Source organism: Fusobacterium varium (assembly GCA_021531615.1).
GTDB classification, from domain to species: domain Bacteria; phylum Fusobacteriota; class Fusobacteriia; order Fusobacteriales; family Fusobacteriaceae; genus Fusobacterium_A; species Fusobacterium_A varium_C.
The window spans coordinates 1-25299 of sequence record JADYUE010000033.1; the positions used below are offsets into that span (position 1 = coordinate 1).

The 25299-nt window shown below is 25.4% G+C and carries 16 protein-coding genes; 4 read left to right on the top strand and 12 right to left on the bottom strand.

What is annotated here, in order from left to right; all coding sequences use genetic code 11:
* Nucleotides 1-119: 119 nt before the first annotated feature.
* The 3 genes from I6E31_09550 to trkA form a co-directional block, all read right to left on the bottom strand.
* Nucleotides 120-782 carry a DUF3298 domain-containing protein gene (locus I6E31_09550; protein MCF2640208.1) on the bottom strand — a complete coding sequence of 221 codons (663 nt, stop codon included), beginning with the start codon at nt 780-782 and terminating at the stop codon, nt 120-122.
* A gap of 68 nt (nt 783-850) precedes the next feature.
* Nucleotides 851-2308: a TrkH family potassium uptake protein gene (locus I6E31_09555; protein MCF2640209.1), complete on the bottom strand. Its 1458-nt coding sequence runs from the start codon at nt 2306-2308 to the stop codon at nt 851-853.
* A gap of 15 nt (nt 2309-2323) precedes the next feature.
* On the bottom strand, nt 2324-3682 hold the full coding sequence (trkA, locus tag I6E31_09560) for a Trk system potassium transporter TrkA (GenBank protein MCF2640210.1): 1359 nt from the start codon (nt 3680-3682) through the stop codon (nt 2324-2326).
* Between the two features lie 243 nt (nt 3683-3925).
* On the opposite strand from trkA, the gene I6E31_09565 reads away from it, so the two are divergent.
* The 4 genes from I6E31_09565 (at nt 3926) to I6E31_09580 (ending at nt 7829) form a co-directional block, all read left to right on the top strand.
* Nucleotides 3926-5332, top strand: coding sequence for an MATE family efflux transporter (locus I6E31_09565; protein MCF2640211.1), 1407 nt, complete (start codon nt 3926-3928; stop codon nt 5330-5332).
* A gap of 12 nt (nt 5333-5344) precedes the next feature.
* Nucleotides 5345-6127: an HAD family hydrolase gene (locus I6E31_09570; GenBank protein MCF2640212.1), complete on the top strand. Its 783-nt coding sequence runs from the start codon at nt 5345-5347 to the stop codon at nt 6125-6127.
* Between the two features lie 259 nt (nt 6128-6386).
* On the top strand, nt 6387-7091 hold the full coding sequence (locus tag I6E31_09575) for a radical SAM protein (protein MCF2640213.1): 705 nt from the start codon (nt 6387-6389) through the stop codon (nt 7089-7091).
* A 30-nt stretch (nt 7092-7121) separates the two neighbouring features.
* Entirely contained in the window at nt 7122-7829 is a 708-nt protein-coding gene (locus tag I6E31_09580) for a queuosine precursor transporter (protein MCF2640214.1), read from the top strand.
* 40 nt (nt 7830-7869) lie between these two features.
* On the opposite strand, the gene I6E31_09585 is transcribed toward I6E31_09580, so the two are convergent.
* The 9 genes from I6E31_09585 to I6E31_09625 all read right to left on the bottom strand — a co-directional run bounded on the left by I6E31_09585 (nt 7870) and on the right by I6E31_09625 (nt 25168).
* Complete coding sequence (locus I6E31_09585) at nt 7870-9333, bottom strand: nucleoside kinase (protein ID MCF2640215.1); 1464 nt, start codon at nt 9331-9333, stop codon at nt 7870-7872.
* Between the two features lie 114 nt (nt 9334-9447).
* Nucleotides 9448-10188, bottom strand: a complete 741-nt coding sequence (locus I6E31_09590) for a hypothetical protein (GenBank protein MCF2640216.1) — start codon at nt 10186-10188, stop codon at nt 9448-9450.
* A gap of 15 nt (nt 10189-10203) precedes the next feature.
* Complete coding sequence (locus I6E31_09595; GenBank protein MCF2640217.1) at nt 10204-11148, bottom strand: hypothetical protein; 945 nt, start codon at nt 11146-11148, stop codon at nt 10204-10206.
* Nucleotides 11148-12020 carry an OmpA family protein gene (locus tag I6E31_09600; protein ID MCF2640218.1) on the bottom strand — a complete coding sequence of 291 codons (873 nt, stop codon included), beginning with the start codon at nt 12018-12020 and terminating at the stop codon, nt 11148-11150. Before I6E31_09600 ends, I6E31_09595 begins: the two co-directional genes overlap by 1 nt.
* Nucleotides 12021-12031: 11 nt before the next feature.
* Nucleotides 12032-13714, bottom strand: a complete 1683-nt coding sequence (locus I6E31_09605) for a methyl-accepting chemotaxis protein (protein ID MCF2640219.1) — start codon at nt 13712-13714, stop codon at nt 12032-12034.
* Between the two features lie 13 nt (nt 13715-13727).
* Nucleotides 13728-17012, bottom strand: coding sequence for a hypothetical protein (locus tag I6E31_09610; GenBank protein ID MCF2640220.1), 3285 nt, complete (start codon nt 17010-17012; stop codon nt 13728-13730).
* Nucleotides 17012-19522: a hypothetical protein gene (locus I6E31_09615; GenBank protein MCF2640221.1), complete on the bottom strand. Its 2511-nt coding sequence runs from the start codon at nt 19520-19522 to the stop codon at nt 17012-17014. Before I6E31_09615 ends, I6E31_09610 begins: the two co-directional genes overlap by 1 nt.
* Before the next feature lie 64 nt (nt 19523-19586).
* Nucleotides 19587-22982 (bottom strand): hypothetical protein, encoded by a 3396-nt coding sequence (locus tag I6E31_09620; protein ID MCF2640222.1) that lies wholly within the window; start codon nt 22980-22982, stop codon nt 19587-19589.
* Between the two features lie 17 nt (nt 22983-22999).
* Nucleotides 23000-25168: a hypothetical protein gene (locus tag I6E31_09625; protein ID MCF2640223.1), complete on the bottom strand. Its 2169-nt coding sequence runs from the start codon at nt 25166-25168 to the stop codon at nt 23000-23002.
* Nucleotides 25169-25299 lie beyond the last annotated feature (131 nt).

Below are 25299 nucleotides of genomic sequence, written 5' to 3' on the forward strand. Positions count from 1 at the left end.
CTAAGCAAATTCTCCTAATTTTTAGCTGATTTTTAATTTTTTGTAAACTACATAGCTGAGTAGTTACAAATGTAATTTAAAAAGAGCTGAAGCAATTTGTTTGCAACAGCTCTATTTTCTTATCTTATAAACTCTTTTAACTCCTCTTTAGGGAATCTTATTATTGGTTGTCCTTCTGAATGTGGTGCTAATTCATACATATCAAATTTAAAACATATATCATTTCCATCAAAGTACATAGCAGAATTATTTAGATTTATTTCTACATCTTCAAAGAATGCAATCTCTTCTCCATTAGAATTTAAAACTATTTTTCCACTATTTTTATTTATAATGCTTCTAATCTGATCAATAATATATTCTCTTGCTCCCTCTTTAAAGAAAGAATCAAAAGTTACAAAACTTCCATCAGAATTTTTTATATTTATAGATTCTGAAGCTTGAATTCCATTAGCATCCTTCTCTCCTATTGAATAAGTTTCCAATAAAATTGAAGTTATTCCAAAATCATTTTCAAATGTTTGATAACTTTCAATATATTCAGCAGGGCTACCTTCTAAACCATTAACCATGCTTTCAATAGTACTATCAGCAAGCTCTGATAATTCAACATTTAATTTTTCTATCTCTTTATTATTTATTCCTTTTATTTGAGGAATCTCAATTTTATAAGAGTAATTGTCACCATTTTTTTCATAAGTAAGTGAGTCAACTACAATTTTCTTCTGTCCACCACAAGCAGTAAAAATAATCAAAGTAAGTAATAAAAGTAATTTTTTCATTTTAACCTCCAAATTTTATTTCCCCTTTTTTTAATATACTAATCGTATGAACAAAATCCTTTTTATTTTTAATATTTTGTATTTCTTTTATAGAAATTAGGAGAGAATAAAAATAGTATTGGGAATATCTCCAATCTTCCTAATAACATGCTAAATGATAATATTACCTTATTTACAGAGGAGATATTAGCATAGTTACATGTAGGACCTACAACTCCCATCCCTGGACCTATATTATTAAATGTAGCAGTTACAGCACTAAAAGCAGAAACAAAATCTGGCATCTCAAGAGATACACAACAGATTAAAATTAAGAAAATAGTAATATAGATAGAAAGATATATACTAATTCCTTCTAACAGCTCTTTAGGTACAGCTTTACCATCCATTCTTAAACTCATAACTCTATTAGGAGTTCCTATTTTTTTAAATTCATTTATTACATTTTTAAAAAGTAATACTACCCTTGAAATCTTTAATCCTCCAGCAGTAGAACCAGCACAACCTCCAACAAACATTATTATTAGCAGTATTGTTTTTGAGAATACTGGCCACTTATCAAAGTCAGCAGTAGAAAATCCTGTTGTTGTTATAATAGAAGATACTGTAAAGAAAATATCTCTTATCATTGTTGAAAAATCATCATACATAGAGTGAATATTAAAAGCAATTAAAGCAATCGCTCCAAAAACAATCATTAAATAATACCTCAACTCTTCATTCGTATATACTTGTTTAAAATTTTTTAAAAGTAAGGCATAAAACAAGTTAAAGTTCATACCAAATAAAAGCATTGCAACTCCTAGTATATACTCAACAACTGGACTTTGATAGTAAGCAACACTTGTATTTTTTATACCAAACCCTCCAGTTCCTGCAGCTCCAAAAGCATGAAGAATTGAATCAAACCAAGGTAGTCCTGCTAGTTTTAAAAGAATAATCACTATTACTGTTATAAATATATATATTAAATATAAAATTCTTGAGTTATACGACATTTTTGCCACTATCTTTCCAAAAGTTGGTCCAGGAACTTCAGCTTTCATTATATGCAATGATTGATTACTATTTTTAGGAAGAATTGCCAAAGCTAACACAAGAACTCCCATTCCTCCAACAAAGTGAGTAAAACTTCTCCAAAATAATAGAGACTTACTCATAGATTCTACATCTGTTAAAATACTAGCTCCTGTAGTTGTAAATCCACTTACAACCTCAAAGAAAGCATCTATAAAAGATGGAATCTCTCTACTTATTACAAAAGGCAAAGCTCCAAATATTGAAAGCATTATCCATGAAAAAGCAACTATTATTAGTCCCTCTTTAGCAAAAATCTTTTGATTTTTAGGCAATTTAAAAGATAATCCAAAACCTGATACTACCAATGCAACTATTGTTATTAAAAAGGCAAATACTACCTTTTTCCCATCACTATACGTTACACTAAGAATTAGAGGAATAAGCATAAACAGAGCCTCTAATTTTAATATCTGACCTATTATATACCATATCATCTTATTATTCATTATCTATCTTCCCCATTACATTAATATTTTATTTACATCATTTAGATACTTTTCAGTAGTTACTATAATAACTCTATCACCAAATTTTATAACATCACTTCCATCTGGGAAAATAAGTTGATTATCTCTAATAATATATGCAATAAGAAGATTCTTTTTAATATTTAAATCTTTTAAAGGTATATTACAAATTAAACTATTTTCTGGAACTTTAAATTCTATTGCCTCTACATTATTATCAGCTATTCTATAAAGAGTTTCTATATTATCCTCTTTTTGTGAGCTAGCTAATGATCTAACAATTTTTACTATATTATCTGCAACTATCTTTTTAGGAGTTACAATTGATTGAAGTCCTACTAATTCTAGTACATTAAATAGACTTATTCCATTAATTTTTGTAATATTTTTCTTAATTCCTATTTTATTAGCATACATAGAAATGATAATATTTTCTTCATCTATTCCAGTAAGAGAAACACAAGCATCATATTCTCCAAATCTCTCTTCCTCTAAAAGCTCACTATTTGTTCCATTTCCATGTACAACTATAGCATTTTCAAATATTTCGCTAAGATGCTTAGCTCTATCCTCATTTAATTCAATTATTTTAACATCTATTTTTTTCTCAAGAAGAATATTAGTTAAATAATAAGTTATTCTTCCTCCACCAACTATAACAACTGATTTTATACGTTCTTCTGCATGTCCTAAAGACTTATAAAAATTAGAAAGTTCAGATTGAACCCCAGTTACATAGATTTTATCCTTTGCCTCTAAAACAAAGTTTCCAGTAGGAATATACACTTCATTTCCTCTTTTTACAATACATACTATTATTCTCTTGAAGTATTTATTTTTAAACTCTGAAAGTTTTATTCCATCTAAATAACTTCCCTCTGTAACCATTAATTCAACAATATTTACTTTATTTTCAGAAAAACTTTCAACATTTAGAGCTGTTGGAAATTCTAAGTTTTTAGCTATATAATAAGCTGCTTCTGCTTCAGGATTTAACATTGCATCAATTCCTAAAGATTCACTCATAAATTTCATTTGAGTGAAATATTCAGGATTTCTAACTCTGGCTATACTATATTTTGCTCCAAGTTTTTTAGCCATAACTGATGATATTATATTGATCTCATCAGATTGAGTTACTGCTATAAAAACATCACATGATTTAACATTTGCTTCAGTTAAAATATCACAGTTAGCTCCATTTCCCATAAGCCCCATGATATCAGATGATGAAAGAACTCTATCCAAAATCTTTGAATTTTGCTCAATCAAAGTAATATCATTCCCTTCACTAGCTAAATCTCTACAAAGTGATTCCCCTATTTTTCCTGCTCCTACAATTATAATTTTCATAAAACAACCCCTATTTTTTTTGATATTCCATTAGTTATTATATCATAAAACATAAAAATATTTTATAATTATTTTATAAAGCAGTGTTCACTTTGTATTTTAATTTACATACAAATGTCTAAAAAATAAATTTTATAATATTGCACTGTTCTTTTTTCTAAATATTTAGTATAATATTATTGTAAAAAAGAGCAATTTAAAGTATAAAACATCAAAAAATACTTTAAGTATAGGGGGAAATTTATGGGGAATTTATTAAAACGCTTTTTTTCAATAGATTATATGTTAAGAAAAAATGAAATTCTAGGAACTCTACCTACAACAAGGGAAGTTTATAAAAATTCTTTTAATATGTCTTGGCCTTGTGCTTTTGAAGCTGTCCTAGTAAGTTTAGTAGGTTCAATAGATATAATGATGGTTGGGGGATTAGGAGCTGAAGCAATAGCTGCTGTTGGTTTAACAAACCAACCAAAATTTGTACTACTTGCAATGATTTTCTCTCTAAATGTAGGGGTAACAGCAATTGTAGCTAGAAGAAAAGGAGCTGAAGATTTTAAAGGTGCTAATAGCTGTTTAAAGCAATCTATAATCCTTTCTTTTATTATCTCTTTAATAATGGCTATCTCAGGTTATATTTATGCTCATGAAATTATGATATTTGCTGGAGCTGGAGAAGATGTTATAAACGATTCTGTTGCCTATTATAAAATTTTAATGGTAAGTATAGTTTTCACATCTTTAAGTTTAACGATCAATGCTGCTCAAAGGGGAGTAGGAAATACAAAAATCTCTATGAGAACAAATGTTGTAGCCAATATAGTCAATTTAATATTTAACTATTTCTTAATAAATGGAGTTTGGATTTTTCCAAGATTAGAAGTAAGGGGGGCTGCTCTAGCAACTACTCTTGGAAGTATTGTAAGTTTTTTAATGTCTGTATTTTCAGTTTATTATAATACAAGAGTTTTAGATTTAAGAGGAAGAGGAAACTGGAAATTTGATAAAGCTACAATGAAAGCTTTTCTTAGTATCAGTGGAAGCTCAGTAGTTGAACAGGTATTTATGAGAATAGGTTTCTTCTCATTTGCTATAATTGTTGCCGCTTTAGGAACAATAGCCTTTGCTACTCACCAAATATGTATGAATGTTATTAACCTTTCATTTTGTTTTGGAGATGGTTTAAGTGCTGCTGCTGCATCTCTTGTAGGACAAAATTTAGGAGCTAAAAGACCTGATAAAGCTAAAATTTATGGAAAAACTGGGCAGAGAATGGCATTTATTGTATCAACTGTTTTATTCTTTCTATTTATATTAGCTCGTAAGCAGATTATAATGCTATTTAATAGTGAAGAACATATTGTTTCTCTTGGGGGAACAATAATGATTATTATAGCTTTTACAACCCATGCTCAAACTTCTCAAACTGTATATAATGGTTGTTTACGTGGAGCAGGGGATACAAAATTTGTTGCCTTAATCTCATTTATAAGTATAGCATTAATTAGACCAGCACTTGCTTGGGTACTATGTTTTCCTGCTAATTTAGGACTTAAAGGGGCATGGATAGCACTCTTTGCTGATCAAACTATGAGATATATTTTAGGAAAAAAACGTTTTGATAGTGGAAAATGGACAAAAATTAAAATCTAGGAGGAAAGAATTTTGAAATTAATTGTATCAGATTTAGATGGAACATTACTAAATGAAAAAAAAGAGATTACAGAGAGAACTAAAAAGATTTTAAGAGAAGCTTACTCTAAGGGGATAGATTTTGCTATTGCCTCTGGAAGAAGTCAACACTCTATAAAAAAATTTCAACAAGATTTAGGAATAAAAATATTTTCAATCTGTAATAATGGAGCAAATGTTTATGATAAAGATGAAAATCTTATCTATTCTAATCCTATGAAAAGTGAAGTTGTTAAAAAAGTTTTAACTTTTCTTAGAGAAAATAAAGTAAATTACAATGGTTTTTCTCATAAAAATCTTTATTTAGATGATAGAGAAAAAAATCCTGTTTTAACAGTAGAAAGTGGAATTTTTAATATAATTGAACTTGGGAATAGTGACAATTTCCCTGAAATGTTCAAAATAATAGCTAGACAAGATGAGGAATCTCTTAGAAGATTAAAGGATTTTGTATTACAACAAGAATTCGCACCTGAAATAGATGTAACTATAACACAACCTAACTGCATGGATATTGTTGATAAAAATTGTAGTAAAGGAAATGCAATAGAATTTATCTCTAAACAATTTAATATTCCTATTGATGAAATTATTGCCTTTGGAGATGGTGAAAATGATTACTCTATGCTTGCTGCTGCTGGACATCCAGTAGTTATGGAAAATGGTATGGCAACCTTAAAAGAAGCTTTCTCAACTAGAGCTTTAACTAATGAAGAAGAGGGAGTAGCTATCTACTTAGAAAATATTTTAAAATAAAAATAATAACTAGTACAGATTAATAAGTAAATTTATTAATTTGTGCTAGTTTTTTTTAATTAATACAATTAAAAGTTGACAAAATAGAAATTTAAGTTTAAAATATAGTGCAATTTAATATTCACAAAGTCCTCATAGAAAGAGGGAGATGTCCTAGCGTGATAACAAACCATCTATAAAAAACTAGTCTTTTTTTATTGTTACGCAGGGAAAATTTTCTCTGCTTTTTTATTTGAAAAATTTAATTATAGGAGAAGATATGGGAATTAGATATAATAAAATTATAGGTAAACATCAAAGAGAGATAGTTCTTTTAAAAAGTTTTCCATGTAAATATGGAAAGTGTAGTTTTTGTAACTATATTGAAGATAATTCAACAGATGAAAATGAAATTGATAAAATAAACTTTGAAGTTCTAAAAGAGATAACTGGTGAGTATGGTGTTCTAGAAGTTATAAATTCAGGTTCAGTTTTTGAAATTACTAAAAACACTCTTGCTGAAATCAAAAGAATTGTCAAAGAAAAGAATATAAAAATACTTTATTTTGAAATCTATTACGGATATATCAAAAGATTAGATGAAATTAGAAACTATTTTGATGGAATTGAAATTCGTTTTAGAATGGGAATGGAAACTTTTGATAACAATTTTAGAATAGATGTATATAATAAAAATTTTAAAGTCAATGAAAAAGATTTAGAATTTTTAGGAAAAGAGCTTTACTCTGTATGTCTTTTAGTCTGTACAAAAGGGCAAACAAAGGAAATGATAAAATCAGATATTGAAACAGCTTTAAAATATTTTAAAGGAGTTACAATCAATATTTTTATAGATAATGGAACTATTATTAAAAGAGATAATGAATTAGTAAAATGGTTTGTAGAAAATTATTCATACTTAATGGATGATGAAAGAGTAGAACTTTTAATTGACAATAAAGATTTAGGAGTTTTTGAACAATAATTAATATTTTAAATAGAGGAGAAAAGAAAGATGAGAAATGAGATACTTTGGGCAGGAATGCTAATAGTAAACTTTTTAGCAATTCTTTTTGCTTATGTTAGATTTGGAAGAATAGGGTTGTATATTTGGATACCAATTTCAACAATATTAGCTAATATTCAGGTTGTTATGTTAGTTGATCTTTTTGGCTTTGGAACTACATTAGGAAATATTTTATATGCTGGTGGGTTTTTAGTAACAGATATTTTAGCAGAAAATTATGGAAGAGAATATGCTAAAAGAGCTGTAAAAATTGGTTTTTTCTCTCTGATAGTGATGACAGTTATTATGCAGATAGCTGTAAACTTCACTCCATCTGATGTTGAGGAAGGAATTTTAACTTTTAATGGTGTTAAAAGAATTTTTGACTTTATGCCAAGAATAGTTATTGCTTCACTTATATCTTATTGGGTATCACAAACTCATGATATATGGGCATATGAAAAATGGAGAGAAAGATTTAGTGAAAGAAAACATATTTGGATAAGAAATAATATGAGTACAATGGTTAGCCAACTTATTGATAATAGCTTATTTACAATTATAGCTTTCTGGGGAATTTATCCTAAAGAAGTATTACTTGAAATCTTCATAACTACATATTTTATGAAATTTATAGTTGCTGTATTTGATACACCTTTTGTATATATAGCAAGTTACTTAAAATCAAAGAAAAAAATAAAAGAAATAGAGATATAAGTATAAAGGGAGAATCATTATGGATTCTCCCTTTTAGTTCTTAATACTTGTAAAAAATGCTATCCCCTATAAACTCTTTTAAAATCGAATCATCTGGAATATATTTTATATCTATATCTACAAAACAATATAAAAGTTTTATAAGACGTTTAGCTTCCTCATAATATTCACTATCAGGCTTAATTCTTATAAGTTCTCTAATAGCATATCTCTTTAAAACTCCAAGTTCATATACTAAATTAGAGTTAAATAATACATCTGCATCCTCTTGATATGGGAAGATATACTTCTCCTCTCCCCTTCTAACTGAGTCCCACATTGCTAATGTTTCCTCTGCTCCTGTCTCTCTTGCTAAACTATCTCTTACAATACGTCTTATCTCTCTTACATCACTTGTAGCCACTCTATTATGATTATCTATATTCAATTGAGTTAAACAACTTACATATACCTTAAATTTATTCTCTTTTGGAATAGATGCTGTTAATCTTTCATTAAGTCCATGAATTCCCTCAATAATTATCAAACCATTTTCTGGAACTTTCATCATCTTTCCTTTTTTCTCTCTTTCACCACTAACAAAATTGTATTCAGGAATTTCAACTTCTTTTCCAGCAATAAGCTCAGTTAAATTTTCATTAAGTAGTTTTAAATCTAAAGCTTCTATTGTTTCATAATCTTTATTTCCATATTCATCTAATGGAACATTTTTTCTTCCAATATAGTAGTTATCTAAAGATATAACTATTGGATTTTTTCCACTTGCTCTTAAATGAATATATAATCTTTTACTAAATGTCGTTTTCCCAGAAGATGATGGTCCTGCAATAGTTACTAATTTTATTCTCTCATCTTCCACAATTTGATCTGCTATTCTAGCTAGATTTTTATGATGCAATGCTTCATTTACTCTTACTAACTCTCCTATCTCTCTATTTAATACCTTCTCATTTAAAGTACCAATAGTTGAAACATCTAATATACTATTCCATCTTCCTGTTTCTTGAAAAATTTTAGCCATTTTAGGATTATCAATTGTTGGTGGTAATTCATTTTCATTTTTTAAAGGATATTTTATTATAAACCCTTCATTATACTTTGTTAGTTCATAAAGTTTTATAACTCCAGTTGAAGAGTAAGGTTTCTCATACATAAAATCATGATATCCCCCTACTTCATACTCCATCATTCCTGTCCAACCTGAGTTATCTAAAAATTTTCTTATATCCTCTCTCTCAATCTTTTGACTTTTTAATTTTAAAGTGTCATTATCTTCACATATAAGATTTATCTCATAATCTTTTTCTATTATCTCTTTCATTCTATTGTTAATTTTTTCAAGATCTTTCTCTTTTAAATTTCTACCAAGATCAATGGTTCCATAAGTTCCATTGTTTAGTGAATGATCTATCTCTACCCTTGCTTCTGGATAAATGTCATTTACTGCTTTTAAAAAAACTAATTTTAAGGTTACTGCATACTTTCTCGGATTAAACTCTAACATAAATAACACCTCATTTTTTCATTTTATAAAGCTTGATATAGATATATTATAACAGATTTTTATATAAAAAGAAAAAGAATAAATCTAAAATTTAGATCTATTCTTCTTCTAAAATTAAGCTATATTCTTATTTTTAAAATAAAAGTCTAAGTTTTGAATAATTACATTAAATACAAAATCCTTAACTACATCTTTATTCTGTATTACTTCTTCATATTCAATCTCTGCTAATTCCACTCCAATACTATTTTTTACTTCAAAAATAATTTTTTTTAAGTCTTCATTTATATTTTCAAACAATCTTAAAATATCTTTATCTTTTTCCTCTACCTCTATTTTTATATCTTCAGTAGAATTTTTTATTTCAGCAGATAACTTTTCTAAGCTCTCAATAATAACTTTCGCTTCCTTTTGCTTTCTTTTTTTTGAAAAGAAAAAGAATTTTTTATCTTTTAATTCAAAATTTTTATCTTTAATTCCATTTAATTCTTTTTCCCACTCTTTAAATTGCTCGTTATTATATTCCTCTTTTCCCTCTTTGAAATTTTTATTTTCTAATTCTTTTAGCTTGTATAAACTATAAATTCCATTTTTATTTTCATCTATTTTTTTCAACAATTCAAAAATTGATTTCAATTGTTCTCTTTTAGATGAAATTTCTAAGTTTCTTCTATAAAATTCTAAAGTTTGCTTTACAATCTTTACTAACAATCTTTCATTATAATTTGATTTATACTTTCTATAGAAAACAACTGCAAATTCTGCCCAAGTTTTTGTCTCTATCTTATCATTTTCAAGATTGCTATATATTTTTGTAACAGCTTCATCAAATAACACTGAATTTTTATCTTCCATTAAAGACTCCTTTTGTTACTTTTTATTAAGTAATTGCATCAATAGTTTAGCTAAAAAATATCCCCCAACAATTACTAATGCTAAAATTAAAGTTCCTATAAAAATTTTAAATTTATTTTGCCATAGAACAAATAAAATATATTTTTTCTTTGAGATATACCCTTTCTTATAAGCTTCTCTATATAAAGACTTAATACTTGGAATATTCATTTTATTTTTTTGAATAACCAATTGTATTCCTAAATCTCTACATCCCTCTTTAGTTAAAATAATATTTAAATATTCATTTGTATTTTTTGAACTTTTATACTCTTTATAGATAGCTTTAACTTTTGCTTTTTCAACTTTTGATAAAAAAATATTTAATTCTCTATTTTCCATTTTTTTTATTATATATTTTTCAAAACTTTTATCTTCTAGCTCTAAAAAATTTACATAATTAATCAAAGAAAATATCCAACAATCAAATTGCTTTATTATTTTATCATTTTTTAAATATTTTATAATATGTTTTAAAATAGGAAATTCCTGTTTTAACTCCTTAGGAAGATTTAAAACTTCCATAAAATTATAGATATTCTCTTCTAAATATCTATCAAAATCTACTAATTTAGCACTATATCTATTAAGAACAGCTAATAAATTACTTTTAATTTTTTCATCATAGAGATAAAAATAAAGTTTATAAATTATTTCCTCTTCTAATCTTATATTGTGGTTTTCATTATATCTTAGTATATTAAATATTTTTTCTTTTACTGGATACTCAAATAATCTATTATTCTTTAAATTATGTATAATAATATCCATTCTTGAAGAGGTAAGCCCATAATTATTAATTTTTTTTAATACTCTCATACATTCTGCTAAAGTATTAAATGTTTTTAATTGAAGTTTTTCTTTTTCTATTTCTGAAATTAATTGTTGACTTGCTGATGGATAAGGTAAGTTTATACTCATTATTCCACCTCTTTTAACTCTTTTCTAATTTTTTGAACATCAATTTTATACTTTATTGTAACTCTTCTACTCTTATTTCTATCTACTCCTAATTTAGGATTATTCTCTTTATAAACTAAATTAGAATCACTTTTTCCATTTGATGAAAGATATATTTTTAATTTTTTTAATCTTTTTTCACCTAAAGATGCAGCTAAAATTCTATCACTATATATAAAGTTTGCTACTTCAAAAGCTCTTTTTTGTGATAAGTTTAGATTATATAAATATTTCTCCTCTGCATTTCCAGGTCCAGTATCATCTGTATGTCCCTCTATAACCAATTGCTCTAGATAACTTATAATAGTATTATCATCAATAAAAGTAGCAAAAAACTTAGGTAGTACCCTTCTTAAAGCATTTTTTCCCTCTTCTTTTAATAAGTATTCATTGCTATCAAATAATACTCTATTATCTAATATAAGTTCCTGTCTTTCAAAATCAATTTTTACATACTCATCATCTTTTATAGCTTCTCTTAATTTCTTTTCAATTTCATTGTAGATATTTTCTATAACCACATCTTGCTTTTTATAATATTCATTTTCCTGTCTTAATTTTTCAACAATTTCTTTTAGATGTTTATTCTTTTCATATTCTTCCTCTAAAAGTTTTAACTTTTTAAACTCCTCTTCCATCTCTTTTAATTTCTTATTTTCTAGACTTATTATTTCAAACTCTTTCAATATCTTTTTATAATTTTCTTTATCTGAAGTAATATATTCTTTTAAGAAAAGCAAAACAAAGATGAAAAGTACTCCTGCCATCAAATCTCCAACAGAAAACATATAGTTATTTCCATCATCTTCATATCTTTTAATCTTTCTTCTCATAAGTCTCACCTTTACTCTTCATCTTTAGAGACTTCTTTAACTATGCTAACTGTCTTTAATAACTCTTTATTTACATCTGAAAAGACTCTATCATACTCTTTAAGAGCTGCTGCTGTCGTTCTAGCTATTTGATCTTGTACATTCATAATATTTCTATTTTGCTCATTAAGATTTCTGTTTTGTTCCTCTATTGATCTTTCAACTCTTTCACTATATTGATTTAATTTATCATTATTATAAATAATACTATTATTTATATTTTCTATATTACTTCTCAATATTTGATTTGTTGATTCTGTATTAGTTTTTATAGTTGAATCAAAAGTTTCTATCTTATTTTGAATTTTTTCCAAACTTCCATCAATAGAGTTTCCTATTTCTACAATTCTATCTCTATTATTAGTAGAGATTTGATTTCCAACACTTAAAACCTCTCTATTAACATTTAAAACTTGGATTATTAATTCTTTTATCTCTTTATTAGTTAAATCATATCCATTTACCATATAATCAATTATTTTTTTCATCTCTACTTGATTTTTATTAAATAGATTTTCCATATCTTCTTGTATTCTATTTGAGTTTTCCACCATATTTTTAACTTCATTTCCAAACTCTGTTTGAACTCTTTCAAAAGATAGTATGGTTTGCATAAAGTCATCCATTCTCTTAACAAAATGATCATATGCCTCTGCTGTTTTTTGTGCATTTTCATAGATATCCTTACTATTTTCTGAAGCTCTATCTATATTTTCTAATATAGCTTTATTTTTCTCCAATGTAATAGCTATCTTTTCAAAACTTTTATGAATAGTTTTAAAATCATTCATAAATTTTTGATTAAAAATTTCTCCTAAAGCATTATTTACTCCTGATAGTAAATTTGCTCCTGCACTTTGAGCAGATTTTGAAAAAGTATTCCCAAATTTTTTAAACATTCCCTCTGCTACATCAAATGTAGCTTTTTCAATTGATTTTGATGCCTCTTTTGTAAACTTCTCCAAATTTACCTCTATTCTAGCTAAAGTTGTCTCAATATCTAGTTGACTTGGAAATAAAAACTCTAAAATTGTTTCTATTTCATTTATATTTTTATATACATCTCCCAGTATTCTTTTTTGAAAACTGCTATATACTATTGAAGACCCCATTCCAAAAACACTTGTTATAAAAGCTAAACTCATTTTAGGAAGCAAAGTATCAATTACTGTTAAACTTCTAGCTAAATCTCCACCATTAATACTAAATAATCCCCATGTTAAACCTACAAATGTTCCTAAAATCCCTAGTCCTGTTAGAATAGAAGTTTTATTTCCTAATGAATGAATATTTATTTTATTTTCTAATATAGTATTTTCATTAAAATATTCTTCTGCTTTTACTCTAGAATAATTTCTATATTTTAAAACAGCATTATACTCTTTTAATTTTATATCTAACTGCTCAAATTTTTTCTCATTTTCTAAAGTCTCAATATAAGTCTTATATCTATCTTCTAATGTTTCTATTTTTTCTGATTCATCTAAAATCTTACCTTTTACTTTATCTAAAATTTTAACATATCTTTCTAATTCTACCCCTATATTTCTTACTTTTAATAATTCTTTAAAACTTTTCAAAAAGTATAAAAATATTAGTACTAGAAAAAACCAAGTTGCTGGATCTAACATTGTAAATAATGTTTTTATTGCCATTCCTTTGTCTCCCTTATTTTATTTCCTCTTTTAATTTATTATAGATTCTATCAAATTCATCTTCTTCTACAGTTTCAGTAATTTTTGAATAGAAACGTCTTCTTGCTTCAGTATGTTTATTTCTTCCTAAAATATGATTTAAAAATTCCTTTGTCTCATTAATATCTAAATATTCAGAAATCTCTTCCATTCCATATTTTAAGTAATCCAATCTATTATTTTGTTGTATCTTAGCTTTTTCCCAACCATTTTTCTCAACTGTATTTTCTTCTAATAACCAGTTTAAATAATCTTGAACTATTTCTAAAATATCTCCAAAATTATCCATAATAGCTTTTATAACTCCAACATCTTTATGTGAATCTTCCATAAAGAATAGATTTATACTATTTTCATCTGAAGAATCAACTAATTTACTATAGTCATTTTTTTCAAGCTCTATTTCATGTGGTACTATATGGCTTAAACTATCATCAATTATAACTTTGGCCTCTGTTATATTTTCTCCAAGGAAACTTTCTAATAAGACAAATCCTTTAATATATTTGCAATTTCCAGGGAAAAGAGTTTTTAATATTTCATTTAATATAACTATTAAAGTTAAAGATACTTTTTCTCTATTTGCAATAAAACCATTTTTTACTTTCAATGTTATACCTAGTATCTTTCCACTTTCATAACTTCTTTTATATAGTTCTGAGCTTTCTCTAAAATTAATAAACTCATATTTTTGATTTTCAAATTTTATTCCTTTACTAAAACTATAATATCCTAAAGTTTCAATATCATATCTAGCTGGTACTATTTTATTTTCTAATAGATATCTATCTGTCTCTTTAACTGGATATCTCTCTTCACTTTTATTTAATATTTCAGCTATTTTTATTTTTTCTTTATTTCTATATCTATAAACTTTTGTATTTTCTGTTGGAGAAATTCTAATTTTTTTGTTAATAGTATCTATCTTTTCAATTACAAAAGCATCTCCATTGAAAGAATGAATTTGTTGAGGTAGATAATTTTGATATACATGATCATATGGAAGCACTTTATACACATTATTTCCTGTATCTAATACCTCATAATTTTCAAACCATTTAAAATAACTATTTTCATTAAATGAAGCTTTCATTTTATAATATTTAACTTCTTCAAATTTTTTCAATTCATTATTATACTCTTGAACAATTTTAACTGATAGATAATCATTTTTTAAAATATCTATATTATATACATCTAAAAATAAATTAATTAACTCTTCCTCAATATTACTTAGTTTTTCTTTAATATTTGATAATTGATCTTTTATTACACTTTCAGATATATTTAATTTTTCATTAATTAAAATCTCTTTTAAATATGAAGCAATTTTAAATTTGTCACTTTCTATTTTAGGAGTGTAACCATATAATGGTGAATTATAAAAATACTCTACATTCTCTACAAAATAATCTCTTAAAAGATAAACTGGAGAGATTATATTTAATAATAATTCTTTACCTGCAACACTCTTATAGTTATTTATTAGTAGAGGAAAGTTATAGTTATTATCTTGAATAAACATTATCTTTCTATCCTCTTTCTTAATTAAAGAAGATATTAGATTGTAATTTGCAAAATATTCATATGCTCCATTTATATTATTTTTATCTAATGGAATATCTTTTAATTTCTCTCTAGCTAACTCTATCTCTTTAGCATAAGCATTATAAGGAAGTACATTTTGTTCTATAAATTCAACTTTTTTATTTCCTTTTTCCCATGGTAAAAATGATAAAGTTGTTCCTACTCCTAAATCATGATTAAGACTTCCATTTAATATTTCAGTATAATACTCATTCTTACTATCTTCTTTCCAAACTAATGTATAAATTCTTTCTGCTAATTTCTCTTTTATCTTTTCCCCTTGTGCTGTTATTCCCAAATTTTTATTAACTGATTCTTTTAAATTAGATGTTTTACTCGATAGAATAATATATTGAGCTCCATCATAATTCTTTTTCTTATCAATATTAAAATATGTATTTAATATATTTGATAAAATACTTAAAGTTAATATATTTTCAGCTATCTCTTCTGCCTTTTCATTTATTACTAAAATTACTAAATCTTTAATATCATTTTGTTCCTCTTGAATCTTATTGATAAATTCCTCTTGATATCTTATTAGCTCTGTTTGAGTAGCAATTAAGATATCCCACTCATTCTTACTTTTCCATTCATCAAAAACTACTATATTTCTAATACTTTTCTTATATAAAATATTAAACCAATTTACAAACCATTCATACAAATTTTTTCTATTTTTAAAGTTATTATATAGATCATCTTCTGCTAAAACTAATATCTTTTTCCCTTTTATTATTGAATCTTCAAAATACGAAAATAAAATTGGAGCTAGCTCTTCATAGTTAGAATTTTCTATTATTCTATTCTCACCATTTAAAAGATTGTTTAATATAGTTAAAGTTGTTGGCTCTATCTTATACTTTAATTTTAATTTTGCATAAATAGCTTCTAATTCTTTATTATTACTTTCAGAAAGAATCTTTTTATTTTCTTCTTCTATATCTATATTTTCAGCTGAAGGATTTATAATTTTACTATTTGCTAAAAGGTTTACTCCCCAAATATTTTTATATTCACTGTATAAATCTTCATATTCAGTTTTTTCCTCTTCACTTTTTATTTCTTCAACTTTTTCCTCTTTTTTTCTTACTGTATCTTTTTCTTTAACATTTCCATCTAAAAAACTATGAATTTCATTTAATACTAGAAAAACTAATGGAAGTCCAGCTATTGCAATTAAAAGTTTATCTAACATATAATATGATTCTGTTTTTATAATTAAATATAAGATTGATAAAATAATTAATCCTGATACAATACCAAAACATATTCTTAAAGCTCCAAAAATCTCTCCAACAATTTTAAAACGAGGATTTAAAAAATATTCTTTTTTTTCTGCATCATATTTATAAAATTCAGATATATTTCCATCTTTCTTTAAAAATTTTATTATTAACTTAATAATAAAATATATAACTAAAATTACTCCAATAGCCTTTAAATTAGTCCATAAAATTCCTAATATATCTATCTCACCTTGATATTCAGAACTTTTTATAAAAAAATTATTTACAACTCCATATGTTATCAATAGCAAAATAGCTATTTTTACATTTATCTCCTGTTTATTTCTATCTTTTTTATCTCTATCTGTCAATTTATTTTGAAAAAATAGCAGTAAAACACCACACAGTATTAATCCTATCTTTATCATGTTCCACTTTTCCATTAGTCTATCTCCTTATATCTTTTATCACTATTTAAAACTATTCTTTGACATCCTACAATATATTCTGGATCAAATTCATTATATTGTGTATTCATCATTACATCAAAATTTGTATATTTTGATATTTCTACATATTTTCTTAGACTAAAAATATCATTTTCAAAAGGAGCTTTCTTTACATCAAGTGTATTTAATTTATTACTAAATTCTTCATTTTTATATTCTATCTCATCTTCTCTGCTAAATTTATTTATTATCTCTAGTAAAGTTTCTACAATTTGACAATGCTCTCCTAAAGTTTCCTTATAAAAACTAAATACCTCTATTCTTTCATTTATTATTTTTTCCTCTTTTTTAGCTAATAGATAGTTTTTATCAGCTACACGTACTTTAAACTGTTTATCAATATATTGTTTTTTTAATTTATAATTTTCTTCTAACTCTCTTATATATTTATCTCTAATAGCTATAGAATGTTTAATTATTTCAGTTATACTATTTCTTACTCCATTAGCTTTAAAAATTACTGTAAATATAGTTACTAAAAAAGCAGCTCCTAACATTATTAAACTTATAACCCAACTACCAAATAATCTCCAATTTAAAGCTAAAACTATAAAAAATATAGTGAAAAATATAGTTCTTGTTCTATCTTCTCCTCTTAATCTCTTATCTAGAAGATTTTCTAATTCTCTTTCATCTACCACTTTACTATTTTTATTTAACCATTCATTTTTTATATCCAATGTTTTTATATCTTCTTCTGCTTCTTGTAACTCTTTTTTAGCTTCATTTAATATATTTTGTCTTCTCTTTAATTCAGAATCTATATCTGTAGTAGTATAATCATAATCACTAGAGCTTAATAAAGTTTTATTTTTATCTCCTTGATAACTTAAAAAACTTTCATTGTTACTTTCAATATATCTATCTATTCCCTCTTTTACCTTATCTCTCCACTCTCTTCTGTATACATCTATATCATTAGTATTATAAGTTGCAGAAAATACTGGAGCTGCTATATTTTGAATTGATCCAACATTTACTTCTGTACTATGTGGAACTTCTTTTATTTTAAACTCTTTTATTTTAGTAGTTGCTTTTAAACTATTTTGATATGAGTTAATACTTTCTCTCTCATTTTGAAGTTTTATTATATATTTATCAAAAAGTTTACCTAAGTACTCTGATTTAAAGCTAATTTTATCCAATGTATAGAATCCATGTCCAAAAGAGTAATTTTCTTTTTTCTCTCCATACTCTATTAAAAATAGTAGGAAATATATAAACTTTAACTTGTATTCATTATATTTCAATTTATTATTTTTATTAAAAGTTACTCTATATATATTGGAAAAGTTTGTAGAATTAAAAATATCACTTGATTCTATTCCATAAACCCCTACAAGTATTCCCTTTAATATCTCTTGTGGCTCTCTAATTTTACTATTTTCCATAGATCTATCATTGATTATTCTATCTAAGTAATTCTCTATATATTTCTTTTTAAATTTATTCATTACTTCTGTAAGATTATTTTGTTTTAAATAAAGATTTTTATAATCAGATTTTTCTATATTTTCTAATGCATTATGTTTTTCATCTATTATTTTTTTTATAGTTTCACTAATTTTTCCTCTATATATTTTTAACTTTTCTATTAATTCTGAACTAAGATTAAATTGATCTTCTCCAGTTATTAAAAGTTTTTCTTCTCTATAGCATCTTTCTAATAACTCCAAATCATCTTGAGAAAATAAAAATTCAAAATAACATCTTTCTTTTTTTAAAGTTTCAATTAAAAATTGATTAATATCTAATTGAGGAAGATATTTTTTTCTTGTCATAAACTCAAACTTCATATTATCATTTATCTTTTTTATAATCTCTTTTATCTTTTTTATAGTACTAATCTTTATACTTTCATCTACAGCTAAAGCTTTTATTTTTTCACTCTTTTCTCTTACTATATCATCTAAATCTTCTTTAAACTTTTCATATGCACCATTAATATCAGTTTCTGCTAATCTTACAACCTCTTTCCAGCTTTCACTAATTTCTAAGATATCTTTTTTCATAAAAAGTTCTGTTTCTACATACCCATAAATATTTAATTCTTCTGCTACTCTGCTATTTATATTCAATGGAGTATCTGTTAAAATATCTCTTTCTAAATCATCTAATGTTATACAAGATATTCTAGCTGCCTCTAATCTCTCTTCATACATTCTTTCTAAAAATTGTTGAGCTAAATTTTTAAATCTATTTGCAAGATTTCCTCCAAAGTTATCCTTACTATTATCATATATAGGTAAAACTAAAATTATTTGAAACTCATTGTCTGTTTGATTATGATAGAAATATTTTATTTCATTTAAAATCTCTTCATATTCCATTTTAACTGCTTCTATTATTCTAATCTTTTTATTTGCTAAATAAGGATATAAAAATATTTTACTAATCCCCTCTTGAATCTTTTCATCATTGAAATTTATAATAAATGTAATCAAACCTCTCCTCCTAAAAATTAAAATTTAAGAGAAAATACTAAAATTAGTATTTTCTCTTTTTTAATTAATCTCTATTATTAATAAACTCTATTAATTTTTCATAGTTCATATCTTTATTTAAATCTAAGCTAATATCTAAACGATTTTCTTCTATTACGCTTCTACATTTAGTTTCTATCTTAGCAGAGATCTCTTGGATATAATCTACTTCCTTATCACTTTTTTCATATTTATCAGAACTATTTAGCATTGTATACATATATTTTATTGCTACTTCTAAAGCTGTTCTCTTTCTTGAAGAACCATAATAGTTTGTCATATACTCTACTACTTCATCAAGGAAGTTATCTAATATTTCAATTATTTTTATTTTTCCTTCTGCTTCCTTAGATCTACCACAATCATTTACATATTCTATTAGAATATCTATTAAATTAGGGTGTCCCTTTGTCAGCAAACACATAAATTCATGTTTTTCTAGTTCACGGCTAAATACATCAAAGTCTCTATTTTTCATCTCTGCAACTCTATTTTTTATACTGTCAATGATGAACGGATTGCTTCCTAAACCTGTTAATAAAACTGGATACTTAGCTTCTAAATCTCTATCTCCATTTTTTATCTCTTGAACATTTCCATATTTATCTTTAAATACCCAAATACTTCTGTCCTCTTTTTTTCTAGAAATTATAAATCCATATAGTAATCCTTTTATAAATTGTACTGTAATTTTTCTCTTATCTTGAGCAGCTTGACCATCATTAATATCTGGCATATAGTTTATTAGATGCCATCTTTTATCTAAGTGAGGTGTTACAGTTTTTTCATTTTTAGTAAGTTTATCAACTGATTCCTTATAAGCTAAGAAATAATCTCCAGGTTCTTTATTTATTGAATAATCTCCAGAAGAGAATTTATCAAAATCTTGAGCTTTTAATCCGTGCATTGATACATATCTAATAATCTCATATTTCGAGAATCCATTGCTTTTTACTATTGATTTATTTTCAAATAGATCCCTAGCTTCATCATCAGATAAAGTTTCTAAAATTTCTGGATTTAATCCCCATAGATTTAATTCATTAGCTCCTGATTTTAATGCAAATGGTTTTGCTCTATTTTTAGTATTTCTAACTTGTTGTTCAATAAATTCTCTTTGACTACTATAATCATTTCCTAATAATTCATTTTCTTTTCTAAGAGCTTCTATTATATTCATATCTAAAATTTGACTATTTACTATTTTATTTCTATAACTATCTAGTATTCTATTTTTATATGAATCTTTTATATTTTGACTTTGTCTACTATACTCATTTTTCTTTCTTACAATAAATCTATTGTATTTTTCACAGATAATATCTCCATAACTTGTATTTAAAGCATCTTCAACATTAATATTTATAACTAATGATTGATATAATTTATCCTTTAATTCTTTTGTAGCTAAAACAAATACTTTAGTTACATCTGTTTTTTCCTCATGCATTTTTGATAGAGAATCATATTTTTGAGAGAAATCTGTTATAATCTCATTTAATGCAGTAAAGAATCTTTCTTCATCATTTTCAATAATGTCATCTACAGATTTTCTTAATTCTTCATAAACTCCAAGAAGTACTTTTTTCTCATAATAATTCTTTAATCTCTTCATTTGTTTAGATGCTTTTTCATTATATTCATTTCCAAATACTTTCCAATCTTTTTTAAACATACTAAAGAATCCACTAGAATTATTAACCTTTTCACTAGCTACTTCACTTGCACTTCTTCCTTGTTCAAAATCCTTATTATATCTCTCTATAGAACTATATAGATCACTAGTCTCTTCAGATAATACACCTATTTTTTCAAGTAAGATAGTTTTTAACTCATATAAAAAACTTCTTGAAGCTATTGGATGTAGTGCCTGTCCATCTTTAACTCCTAATATCCAATATATAGGTTGATATGGAAATTTTGCCATATCTTTAGGTTCAATTAAATGTAATGGTAAAATATCACTGCTAATAATACTTTTCTTATCTTCTATTCCATTATTTACAGCTTTTTTAAATCTAATTAAAATAGTTTCAAAGTTTTCTACTTCGTTTTTCATTTCATCAGGTTTAGAATTTAATCTTTCAACTTGAGGTCCACTATATCTGTTAAACTCTTTATATTCTTTTGATTCAGTAACATCATCTTCTACTCTTTTATTAATATTTTCAATTAATAATTTAACTTTTTTATCTCCTAATTCCCCTTCAGCATTTATCTCATATAAACTTCTTTCTAGATGCTTAAAGAATACATTATTGTTTTTTATCTCATTTTCAAATAATTCATTTATTCTTATATATTTTTTAGGAACTTCTCTAAAGATACCTTGTTTTTTATAATTTTCAATCTCTTCTACTTCATGTCTATATAAATCATCTAATTTCAACCAATTTTTTCCTATATTTTCAGATGCTATTCTATAAGAACTATAATCAACTATATCTTTATATGGATATATTAAAGTTGAAACTCCTGCACTTGCATATCTAGCTCTTCCATCATTTTCAACTATATTTCTCAATGTATTTATCTCATCTGAGTCAGTCTCTCTTGCTATATCACTAAATAGTTGAAGATATATAACTTTAGATATTTGATCTAGATAGTGTTGATACTCTCCTAAATGTTGACCATCAAGATTTTCATAATCATATAAGAATACAAAATCATATGGATTTGTTGTTACTTTTTCATCTGCCATACCTGGTTTATATGCTAATTGAATATTGATATTATTTTCATCATCTTGTCCCATTGTAGATTTTATTATTGCATCTAACTCTTTTAAACAAGCATATCCATTAGCACGTACATTTATTGTATTTACTCCATTTATGATATTATTTTTTACAAAAATATCTGGCAACACAAAACTTCCTCTTATTGTTACATTTTTACCTTTGCTTTTGAAATAATCTTTCAAATATAAAGCTGTTTGTAAAAATATTCCTGATCCTGTTCCCCCTGCTATTGAGCACACTATCATAACTCTTACATCATTTGCATAATCTAATCCATCAACTTGTGAAAATGTTTGCAATTTTTTTTCTAAGTCTATTAATTTTTCAGGATTTCCCATAACTTGCATATATGCTAGTCTTGAAATAGCTCTTATCTGTCCAGCTCCATCAGAAAATTTTGTTCTTAGTATTGTAGGTGATTCATTTGGAAACCACTCTGTAACATTACTTCTTCTTATTTTTTCATCCAATAAACATTGCTCAACTGTATACTCTGAGCTTGTAACAGTTATATCAGAATTCTTTAATCCTAGTTTTAAAATATCATTTATATTTGTATCGAAAGTATGAACTACTACTCTCTTTCTTTCTGATTCTGGAAGCTCCTTATAAATTCTTGATGCTATTTCACATCCAGCTCCTCCAAGTCCTAAAAGTAATACTGGTTTATTTTCCATAATTTTCTCCCCTTATATTAATAGTATGTATATTCTTTTACTTTTCCCTCTTGATAAATTATTTTTATTCCATTTCCCGTAAATAAAATATGTTCCTTTTTATCTTTTAACTCATCTTTTCCAATTAAGTCTCCATTGATAAAGATTTTTTTAACTGCACCTGTATTAAATAATTTGTCTAATTCTTCACCTAAAACTTTTATATTTGTATTATTTGCAATAAAAGTAATTCCTTCTATCTTTTTACTTTCTTTTAAATAAGGTGTTAATTTATTTAAAATACTAGCTTTTAACTCAACTTTTCTACTTATTGGAAGATCTAATCCATCAAATCTTTCTGCTATCTCTATTTTCTTATTTTTTAAAAATCTACTTTTCTTCCAATATCCTATTCCTAAAATTATAGCAACTATAAATCCTAAAATTATAGAAATTAATTGTCCCCAAGCTTCCCAAAATCCTATTTTTTCTATCTGAATCTCAATCTCTTTTTCTAATTTTACTTTTTCATCTTTATTTTCACAAACAACCTTTATCTTATACTTTCCTTGAGGATTTCTAAATTTAGTTACTCCATCATAGGTAGGTATTCTATAACTCCAAAAATTATCTTCTCTTTGTAGTTTTCCATTTAATTCATCTTTAAATTTTAATTTAAACTTTTTAAATTCTTCTCTATTTAAAGACTTATTATTTAATATTGGTCTAAAAATTATCTCTTTATCTTTAAGATCATTTTGAGTAATTACCTTAGTATCTATATTTTCTATTTTCAGATCATAAATCTTTTTTTCTTCTACTTTTTTTACTTCAACCTTCTTTACTACTACAGGTTTAGGTGTCTCTTTTTTTATCTCTTTTTTCTCTTCAAATTTTACTATTTTAGATACTGTTTCATCTCCATTGATGATATAGATATCAGATTGATAGAAAAAATATCCATCAAACTCAGCTACAGCATCAATTGATTTTTTTCCCTTCTCTATTTTTATACTTTTTTCATACTGTTTAGTTTTAGGATTATATTCTAAATCTATTCTTTTCCCACCATAGTTTATATAAACTTGAGTTCCATCAATATATTTCATCGGCTCTTTATCATTAGCATTTTTTAAGAATCCATATACCTTTATTTCATCTTCTGGAGCCATTTTTAATACTCTTCCATCTAATTCTTTGCCATTGATATCTGTAATTTTTACTTCAAATTCTCCAGCTACTTCTGGAAAGATTTTAATATTACTTGGTACTCCATCTTTGAAACTAATTCTTAACTCCTCAATATCTTTGTCACCTTTTTCAACATTTATATGAATAACATTTGCATATAAATCAACATTTTTGGTTGCTTTTTTAGGAGTGTATACTTCTATTAATTTTTCCTCTTTATCTCCTATTTTTACATTATCAATTTCTTGTAATTTTCCATCTTTATCTTTTTGATTTAAAATTATAACTTTTTTTAAAGGAAATAATGATAAGAATTTTATATCATTTCCATCTATTTTATAATTTTTTTCCTCTTTTTTTGAAGATTTATTTGTTAAAAGCTGAGCTATCTCTTCCATTTTTTCTATAATGTCGTGTTGACCTACTGACTTATAAATTTTAGGATATTCTCCTTGTCCAAAAATCTCTTTCCAGATTTCAACCCCAGATTGCTCCTCATACTTATCTAACTCTTTTTTATTAGAACCTATTAATAAAAATATTGGTCTAACATCATTTTCTGCTATTAAACTACTTATATCTTCTTTTATTTTTTCTAATTCAGGTATTGGATTCCCATCTTCAAAGTTTCCATCTGTTATCATTATTAACCAGTTAATGTCATCTTGTTTAGCATTAATTTTCATATATTCAACAACAGAACTAACTGATTTATATGGAGTTAAATTTGACTTAGGGACTATTTTTTCTCTAAAAAATTCTAACTCTTTTGGTATATCTTTTAGATTTATAATCATTTTATTTCTAAAATCATTGTCTAAATCACTCATTTTTGTTATTATTAAATTATCATCTTTCTCTAATAGTGAAATTAAAGTTTGCATTGCATAATTGGCATAAATGGAACGATTATCTTTTTTCATAGATTTTGAATCGTCATACACTACATAGATATTTTTTGAAAAGCATACAAATGTAAAAAAAAGGTAAAGCAATAAAAATAGTTTTTTCCTCATTTTTCCCCCTAAATATTTAATTGAATATTTAGATGTTTTAATTAAAATTAACACATCTATTTTTTATTTTAATTACTAGCAATAAATATATAAATAATCTATGAATATTATATTATATAATAGTACATATT